At 65.9% G+C, this 7,831-nt stretch carries 8 protein-coding genes; 6 read left to right on the plus strand and 2 right to left on the minus strand.

Annotation, left to right across the window (positions count from 1 at the left end; genetic code table 11):
* Positions 1-3 precede the first annotated feature (3 nt).
* The gene (locus SOM28_RS19195) at positions 4-942 is read right to left on the minus strand and encodes an MBL fold metallo-hydrolase (RefSeq protein WP_320469092.1); all 939 of its coding nucleotides are present in this window, start codon (positions 940-942) and stop codon (positions 4-6) included.
* Positions 943-1,130: 188 nt separating this feature from the next.
* Between SOM28_RS19195 and SOM28_RS19200 the strand changes: the two genes are divergently transcribed.
* The 4 genes from SOM28_RS19200 (at position 1,131) to SOM28_RS19215 (ending at position 4,340) form a co-directional block, all read left to right on the plus strand.
* Entirely contained in the window at positions 1,131-1,553 is a 423-nt protein-coding gene (locus tag SOM28_RS19200) for a YsnF/AvaK domain-containing protein (RefSeq protein ID WP_320469093.1), read from the plus strand.
* Positions 1,554-1,578: 25 nt separating this feature from the next.
* Positions 1,579-2,694, plus strand: a complete 1,116-nt coding sequence (locus tag SOM28_RS19205) for a YsnF/AvaK domain-containing protein (RefSeq protein ID WP_320469094.1) — start codon at positions 1,579-1,581, stop codon at positions 2,692-2,694.
* 80 nt (positions 2,695-2,774) lie between these two features.
* Positions 2,775-3,956, plus strand: a complete 1,182-nt coding sequence (locus SOM28_RS19210; RefSeq protein ID WP_320469095.1) for a tetratricopeptide repeat protein — start codon at positions 2,775-2,777, stop codon at positions 3,954-3,956.
* A gap of 54 nt (positions 3,957-4,010) precedes the next feature.
* Complete coding sequence (locus tag SOM28_RS19215) at positions 4,011-4,340, plus strand: hypothetical protein (RefSeq protein ID WP_320469096.1); 330 nt, start codon at positions 4,011-4,013, stop codon at positions 4,338-4,340.
* Between the two features lie 9 nt (positions 4,341-4,349).
* Here SOM28_RS19215 and arfB read toward each other — a convergent pair whose 3' ends face one another.
* Complete coding sequence (gene arfB / locus SOM28_RS19220; protein ID WP_320469102.1) at positions 4,350-4,745, minus strand: alternative ribosome rescue aminoacyl-tRNA hydrolase ArfB; 396 nt, start codon at positions 4,743-4,745, stop codon at positions 4,350-4,352.
* Between the two features lie 86 nt (positions 4,746-4,831).
* On the opposite strand from arfB, the gene SOM28_RS19225 reads away from it, so the two are divergent.
* On the plus strand, positions 4,832-6,049 hold the full coding sequence (locus SOM28_RS19225) for a YeeE/YedE family protein (protein ID WP_320469097.1): 1,218 nt from the start codon (positions 4,832-4,834) through the stop codon (positions 6,047-6,049).
* 76 nt (positions 6,050-6,125) lie between these two features.
* Positions 6,126-7,490 carry an NHL repeat-containing protein gene (locus tag SOM28_RS19230; RefSeq protein WP_320469098.1) on the plus strand — a complete coding sequence of 455 codons (1,365 nt, stop codon included), beginning with the start codon at positions 6,126-6,128 and terminating at the stop codon, positions 7,488-7,490.
* Positions 7,491-7,831: the final 341 nt, after the last annotated feature.

Below are 7,831 nucleotides of genomic sequence, written 5' to 3' on the forward strand. Positions count from 1 at the left end.
GCGCTAGTCCAGCGGCCGGAAGGCGTAGGCCTGGCCGCTTTGCGTGACCTGGCCGATGCCGGGGAAATCAAGGTGGGCGCCGGCCACCAGGTAGCCGCCGCCAGCCGCCCGTTTCAACACCTCCATCCGCGTCGAACGAGCCCAGGCCTGGTCTTCGTCGAGTTCCCAGGTGATCTCGGGCCGGCCGAACTGGACGAATGGCGCGTGCACGATATCGCCCCAGAACAGCAGCCGCCCGGCCTTGCTGCGCACCTCGTACATCGTGTGGCCGGTCGAGTGCCCGGCGGCCCTGACTGCCCTGACGTGGTCGCTGATCGCGAAGTCGTGATCGATCGGGACGATGCGGTTGCGCAGCACGGCGAGCCGGCCGGTGATCGTGGCGATTTCTTCCCTTGGCACGTAGATCTGCTGCGCATTCGGAAAGCCGTCGGTGCCTTCGGCGGTGATCAGACCGTTAACGTGGTCGCGGTGGGTGTGGGTGATCGCCACCTGCGTGATGCTGTCCTTGTCGATGCCGGCTTCCTTCATCGCTTCAGGCAGCAGGCCCATCGACGGGGCCCAGGTGTCGGCCGCGCCGGTGTCGATCAGGATTGCCCTGGATTTCTCAATCACGACATAGGCATTCACCGACAGCCGCAGCTTGCCGTCGGCCAGCGGCATGCCCGGCGGCAGGGCGCCCAGCGCCTCGCCGTTTACTTGCCGCAGGCGCGCCGGCGGCATGTCGACATGGCCGTCGCGCAGGGCGACGATCTTGAGTTCGCCAAATTGCCATGACACGTAGTTGCGGCCGGCGGCAAGGCGTTTCATGGTCGGTGCGGACTGGGCAAAGACCGTCTGCGGCAGCGACGCGACCGCGATGCCGGCGCCGAACAGCGCCAGCAGCTGCCTGCGCCGGGCCTCGGGCACGGTGGCAGGGGGGGATTCGCAAGGTGTTACGCGCATACACTTCTCCTCGTCGAGGCCGCCATTGCGGCAAGTGCGGAAGAATTTATCTCCTGTACAGGAATCGTGCAAATCGGCCTCAACCGTGCGGAGTTTTAGGCAAGTATTGAACGCCAACGGTGCGCATGCCGTTCGTGGATTGGCGTAGGCTGGATCGTTCTTCTCGCAGCCTTGCCAAGGAGCGGACGATGTCCAGCACGCCTACCGAGCCGAGCGAACAGGAAGCCGTGCGCATCCCTGTCGTCGAGGAGCAGCTCGCGGTCGGCACCCGCGTGGTCGATACCGGCCGCGGCGTGCGCGTCCACAAGACCGTCACCGAACATCCCGTCACCATCGACGAGCGGCTGCTGCGCGAGGAGCTGCGGGTCCGGCACGTCCCGGTCGACCGCATCGTCGGCGCCGGCGAGGCGCCAGGCCAGCACTACGAGGGCGACACCCTGGTCATTCCCGTGCTCGAAGAGGTGCTGGTGGTCGAGCGCAAGGTCCGCATCAAGGAAGAACTGCACATCACCCGGGTCCGGCACGAGGAGCGTCACCTCGATACCGTTTCGCTCAAGGCGGAACGGGTCGAGGTCGAGCGTTTCGACGAGGCCGGCGATTCGGGCGCCTGAGGTCATCACCCAAAGGAGACTCATCATGCACCATACGCTAGTCGCGGTTTTCGACAACCGCACCGACGCGCAAAGCGCGTACGACCAGCTGCTGTCTGCCGGTTTCAGCCGCGAGAGCGTGCGGCTGTCCGAGGCCAATGCCGCTGCCGGCAGCGCCACGACTGCCGAAGGCAAGGGGAAAGGCATCAAGCACTTCTTCCAGGACCTGTTCGGCGACGCGCACGAGCACCACGCGAGCCGCTACGAGGGCGTGCTCGCTCGTGGCCAGCACGTGGTGACACTGAGCGCCGATTCGCTGCCCGACGTCGAGCGCGCCGCCGACGTCGTCGAAGCCTTCGGACCGGTCGACATCGACGAGCATTCGGATGGCGTCGCCACGCCGGGCGCGCTGCTGACGGGCGGCGCCGGTTCGAGGCAGGGCACGACGCCGGGAGGAACTTTGTCGGCCCAGTCGGCGTCCGGCCTGCGCCAGGGCGCAACTGCGGGCGCGGCAATGCAGCGCGACACCTCGGCCAGCGCGACCATCCCGGTGGTCGAAGAGCAGCTGCGGGTCGGCAAGCGCGAAGTCCAGCGTGGCGGCATGCGCATCTTCTCGCGTATCGTCGAAACCCCGGTGCACGAAACCATCGGCCTGCGCGAAGAACACGTCGACGTCCAGCGGCGCAAGGTCGACCAGCCGATCAGCCCGAGCGACGCCGCCGCGTTCAGGGAGCAGACCATCGAGATGCGAGAGAGCGCCGAGGAAGCCGTGGTCGAGAAATCGGCCCGCATCACCGAGGAGGTCTCGATCGGCAAGCAGGTCAGCGAACGCCAGCAGCAGATCGACGATACGGTGCGCCACACCGAGGTGGACGTGGAGCGCCTCGGCGCCGCCATGAGCGACGACGACATCTATTATCGCGAGCACTTCAAGCTGACTTATGGCGCGAGCGGCGGCGCGTACGACGATTACGCGCCGGCCTATCTCTACGGGTCGCAGATCGCGGGCAGCGGCAAGTATATGGGCCGCCAGTGGGACGAGATCGAACCCGAGCTGCGCACCGACTGGGACTCTCGCCACAGCGGCGTGTCGACTTGGGAAAAAATGAAGTCGGCCGTGCGTCACGGGTGGGATCGCATGACGGGTAGACACGGCGCCTGAGCCGGGCCGGCAGGTGATATTCAGTGAGCAATGGGGGCCGGGCGGCGCGGTAATATGGGCTTTTGTCGCCTGGCCATCCCATGAAATCCTTACGTGTACTGACACTCGCCGCGCTGCTGGCGTTCTTCAATGCGGCCGCAATGGCCGCGATGCAGTGCGGCGAACCTTGCCACACGCTGGTGCGCGACGCCCACGTGCTCGAGGGGCAAGGCAAGTACCAGGAGGCGCTGGACAAGTACCGGGCGGCCGAAAAGGCCGATCCGCAAGCCTCGCTGCCGGTGTCGCTGCAGGCTGGCCTGATCTTCAAACTGTCCAGTGTGGCCCCGAAGGACGAGGTGGCGCAGGCGCGCCAGACGGCGCGCGCGCTGGCCGAGCGCGCGACCACGCTTGCCGCCGACGATCCGATCGCGCACGAGGTCTTGCGGATGCTGGACGACGACGGCGTGTCGCCCCTGCACACGCCGAATCCTCGCGCCGCGAAACTGCTGGCCGAAGGCTCGGCCCTGTTCGCGCAGCGCAAGCCGAAGGAGGCCCTGCTCAAGTACGAAGCCGCGATGCAGGCCGATCCCAAGGCGTCGAGCGCTTGGGTGGGCGCCGCGGACTGTTACTTCGTGCAGGGCGACTGGCCGCGCGCGGAAGGCTTGTTCCGGCGCGCCACCGAGATCGAGCCGCATAATGCGCAGGCGTGGCGCTTCCTGTCGGATGCGTTGCTGGCGCAGGGTCAGCGCGCGCCGGCCGAAGCAGCCTTGTATGCGTCGATCGCGGCCGATCCCTCGCAGCGCCCGAGCTGGGGCAAGCTTGCCAGGCTGCGGGCCGCCGCCGGCCTGCCACTGAAGTCGCTGGCGTTCAGGCGCGGCGTGCGCGTGACGCAGGAGGCGGATGGCAAATTCATGGTCCATATCGACGAGTCGGCCGCCGGCCAGGCCGACACCCCGAACTACGCCATGCGGCTCCTGCTTGGCATCAGCGAGTCCAACCAGCGCCAGTCGGAGAATGCCGCCAGCAAGTCGCCGTACGAGATCGAACTGGGCGCCTGGCGCACCGCCCTGAAGGTCATGGACGAGACCAAGGCGCTCGATGGCCAAGGTGTGACCGACCCCGCCTTGCTGCAGATGCAGGCGCTGGCGAAGGATGGGCAGCTGGAGCCGGCGATCCTGCTGCTGATGTTCCGCCAGTCCTATCGGCCGGCGCTGAACGCCTGGCTGGCCGCCAATCCGGGCGGCGTCAAAGGGTTCATCGACCGCTACGGCCTGCAGCCGTGACTGGATGGCAGGAAGCGAACGGCTGCGCACGGCCCCTTTGGGTATAGTGCAGCCATGCCTTCACCCGCCAACTATCCCACGACGCCCGACGGACGGTATTTCGTCGTCTCGGGCCGCCTTTGGCGAACCAGCAATCCCGATCTGGCGCCGGACGAACGCCAGCAGCTGGTCGACCGGCTCATGAAGGCGCGCCGGGATGTCAGCGCCGCCCTGAAGGCGCGCGACGGCAATGCCGAGCGGACCGCGCGCCAGGCGGTCGACGAGGCCAAGCGCGCGCTTGGCGAGCGCGGACCGGTGTGGTGGACCGATGGCGCGCCGGATTTCAATCGGCGGATGGTGGCCAATACGCCGTATGCGGCCTGGTTTGCCGCGCTACAGGCCTGAGCATTCGGGCTAGTCGCTGACCTTGCCCCGTAGCGCCTTGGTCTGGCTGCTGCGCGCCTTGGAGTCCAGCCGCCGTAGCTGGGAGCCCCGCGTCGGTCGGGTTGGACGGCGCGTCACCGGCACGACCGACGCCTTGTCGATCAGTTCCTGCAGCCGGCGCAGGGCGTCTTCCTTGTTCTGTTCCAGGCTGCGCGACTGCTGCGCCTTGAGTACCAGCACGCATTCCTGCGTGATGCGCGCGTCGCTCGAGGCCAGCATGCGCTCCTTGACGTGCTGCGGCAGCGACGAGGCGCCGATGTCGAAACGCGCGTGGACGGCGCACGAGACCTTGTTGACGTTCTGGCCACCGGGACCCTGGGCCCGGATTGCGCTGAATTCGACTTCGAGAGGATTGATGACGGCCATGGCGCCATTGTAAACCGGACGCCGGCCTGCACGGAACGCGAAGATGTTAGACAATAGTCGGTTCCGCCTCATCTTTTCCGATACTCATGACCATTTCAGCATCCTTGTCAGGCGCACGACGCGCCGACATCAACCTGCGGCCGTTCGGCGTCGCATTCGTATTGATCGTGCTCGGCGCCTGGTACCTGACGCAGGTCGTCGGCCCGCGCCAGGCCGCGCTCTACATCGTCGGCGCGCTGCTCGGCGTGGCCCTGTACCACGCGGCGTTCGGCTTCACCTCGGCCTGGCGCGTGTTCATCGCCGACGGCCGTGGCGCCGGCCTGCGCGCGCAAATGCTGATGCTGGCGGTCGGCGTCGTGCTGTTTTTCCCGGCGCTCGCCGGCGGCACGCTGTTCGGCAATCCGGTCACTGGCCTGGTGCAGCCGGCCGGCACGTCCGTCATCGTCGGCGCCTTCATCTTCGGCATCGGCATGCAGTTGGGCGGCGGTTGCGCCTCGGGCACGCTGTACACGGTCGGAGGCGGCAGCACGCGCATGATCGTCACGCTGATCTTCTTTATCGTCGGCTCGCTGATCGGCACCGCCCATATGCCGTTCTGGACCGCGATGCCGCAACTGCCACCGCTGTCGGCGGTGAAGGAACTGGGCCTGGCGCCGGCGCTGGCGCTGAACCTGGTCGTGTTCGCGCTGATCGCGGCCGTCACGGTCGTTGTCGAGAAACGCCGCCACGGCCGCCTGGTCACTGGGCAGTCGCAACCGACCGGCGGCGCGCGCTGGCTGCGCGGTCCGTGGCCGCTGGTGGCCGGCGCGCTGGCGCTGGTCGTGCTCAACTTCGCCACCCTGGCCCTGTCGGGCCGCCCATGGGGCGTGACCTCGGCCTTCGCGCTGTGGGGCGCCAAGGCGGCATCCGTGGTCGGCATCGACGTCGCCAGCTGGACATACTGGTCGAGCGGCGCCAACGCCGCCGCGCTGGCCGCGCCAGTCTGGAAGGACGTGACCTCGGTGATGGACATCGGGATCGTGCTCGGCGCGATGCTGGCGGCGGCGCTGGCCGGCCGCTACGCGCCGGTGTGGAGGCTGCCAGTGCGTTCGCTGATCGCGGCGGTCGTCGGCGGACTGCTGCTCGGCTATGGCGCACGCCTGGCCTATGGCTGCAATATTGGCGCCTATTTCAGCGGAATTGTCTCGGGCAGTCTGCACGGTTGGCTGTGGCTGGTCGTGGCATTCCTCGGCAACGTGGCCGGCACCCGCCTGCGGCCGATGTTCGGGCTGGAAGTGGAACGGTTGAGGCCGACCGCCTGCTGAAAAACCGTGATGAAGGTCGGCGATGGGCCGGAGCGAGTTTTCGTGAATATTGCGCTGCACCGCATGTGTAGAATGCATGGCAACGTCGTATAACGAAGGTAATCCAATGATCGGTGCGCGCCTTTTTGCGATGTGCTCGGTGGTTCTCGTGACGGCATGCGGTGGCGGCGGGCGCGACACCTCGCCTGACTCACCCTCGGTCCCTGCGCCCTCGATCGCACTGGCCTCTTCAGCGACCTCGGTGATGCCGAACGGCGCGGCGGTCGAGATTACGCCGACGCTGACCGGTGTCACAGGTCCGCTCACCTGGTCTGTGACGCCGACGGCCAGTATTGGCACCACCTTGTACACGCTTCCGGACAAGCAGATCGCTGCATACTCCGCTCCCTGGGACTTGACGGCGGACAAGGTGACGATCACGGCCAGCGCAGGCGGCATCTCGAGTTCGGTCGAGCTGAGTGTAAAGCCATCGCCCGTGCCCGTGCCCTGGGTCACCCTGCCGGTTACGTGGCAGCTTGTCTTTGGTGACCCACCCACGCTCGCCGGTGCGCGCCCCGTCGATTCCGTCCTCGATCAGTCCGGCAAACTGTACCTCGCCTATTCATCACCCGTGTCGGAAATCAAGAAGGTGGCGGCTGACGGCAGCATCGCGACCCACGCGCAGGTGAACGAACCGATTTCACTGGCCTACGCGCCAGACGGGGTGTTATACGTCGTGGACAGGGTTGGCGCCCTTGCTTACGCGATCCGCCGGATCGCAGCGGACGGGACGGTATCCACGTTGACGCAAACCGCGCCTTACGATGCAGCAACAGGAGCGATCGATGGTTCCTCTGGTGTCGCCACCGCATATACATTGCGCCTCGCAGTCGCGCCAAGCGGCGCCATTTATGCGACCGATGGATCGAAGGTTCGCAAGATCGCCCCGGACGGCACGTTTTCGACGTTGGCAGGAGGTGGGTGCGAGGCTGGCATTCCGCCGGGATCAGGCTGTGTCGAGCGGAGGAACCCGGTCGATGGCCTTGGCGTGCAGGCACGATTCATGGGGCCGGATGACATCGTGGTCGACAGCGCGGGAAATCTGTACGTTAACGACGTCATGCTGATCCGGAAGATCACCCCTGCAGGCGCGGTCACGACGCTTGCCGGCCGAACGAACTGGATCTTTGATTTTCTCAATGATATCGATGGCACGGGCAATGCTGCCTTCTTCGCTGGTGGTGGCCCGATGGCGATCGATGCTGCGGGCAACCTCTACAAGCTTGGGTCCAGGGGTGTGCTGAGAAAGATCACTCCATCCGGCGTTGCAAGCACGGTGACTACCTCTCTGGGCCTAACTGGGGCGCAACCTCAGAACCGTATTGTGGCCCTCCATGCTGTTAGTCCCGGCGTCGTGGTGCTGCAGTCTTACGCTCAGCTGAGCAAGGTCCGGGTTGATTGAGCGGCTGATATCTCGCCGCAGATCGGTAAGGACAAGTATCTCAGTATTTGGTCTGTTTTCGCACAGTCTCGGCCATTGCGCTTGGCACAGCATTGCCCCGCGGTCGGGAATTTGCAGAGGGCATGAAGGATCGGATCCGACGGGAGCGGTCGGGGACAAACAGCGTCGCAACGTTCACTTCATGTCTTCTTCCTATGATGATGTGCTGGGCCAATATCGGCCGTTCTGCCTAGGGCCGCTGTCGACCCAAAGCAGACATTGCCGCGACCATCTGAGCGTTCAGAGGGTGTTAATGCTCATTTCTGCGTGGCGTTATGCCTAAGGGCTTCCACAAACAATGC

The organism is Massilia sp. CFBP9026 (genome assembly GCF_034045165.1).
Lineage (GTDB): Bacteria > Pseudomonadota > Gammaproteobacteria > Burkholderiales > Burkholderiaceae_D > Telluria > Telluria arenae.

What these genes read in the sequence shown, in the direction of transcription:
- SOM28_RS19195 (WP_320469092.1), bottom strand. Translation starts at nt 942, where the DNA reads ATGCGCGTAACACCTTGCGAATCCCCCCCTGCCACCGTGCCCGAGGCC.
- SOM28_RS19200 (WP_320469093.1), top strand. Translation starts at nt 1,131, where the DNA reads ATGTCCAGCACGCCTACCGAGCCGAGCGAACAGGAAGCCGTGCGCATC.
- SOM28_RS19205 (WP_320469094.1), top strand. Translation starts at nt 1,579, where the DNA reads ATGCACCATACGCTAGTCGCGGTTTTCGACAACCGCACCGACGCGCAA.
- SOM28_RS19210 (WP_320469095.1), top strand. Translation starts at nt 2,775, where the DNA reads ATGAAATCCTTACGTGTACTGACACTCGCCGCGCTGCTGGCGTTCTTC.
- SOM28_RS19215 (WP_320469096.1), top strand. Translation starts at nt 4,011, where the DNA reads ATGCCTTCACCCGCCAACTATCCCACGACGCCCGACGGACGGTATTTC.
- arfB (WP_320469102.1), bottom strand. Translation starts at nt 4,745, where the DNA reads ATGGCCGTCATCAATCCTCTCGAAGTCGAATTCAGCGCAATCCGGGCC.
- SOM28_RS19225 (WP_320469097.1), top strand. Translation starts at nt 4,832, where the DNA reads ATGACCATTTCAGCATCCTTGTCAGGCGCACGACGCGCCGACATCAAC.
- SOM28_RS19230 (WP_320469098.1), top strand. Translation starts at nt 6,126, where the DNA reads ATGGCAACGTCGTATAACGAAGGTAATCCAATGATCGGTGCGCGCCTT.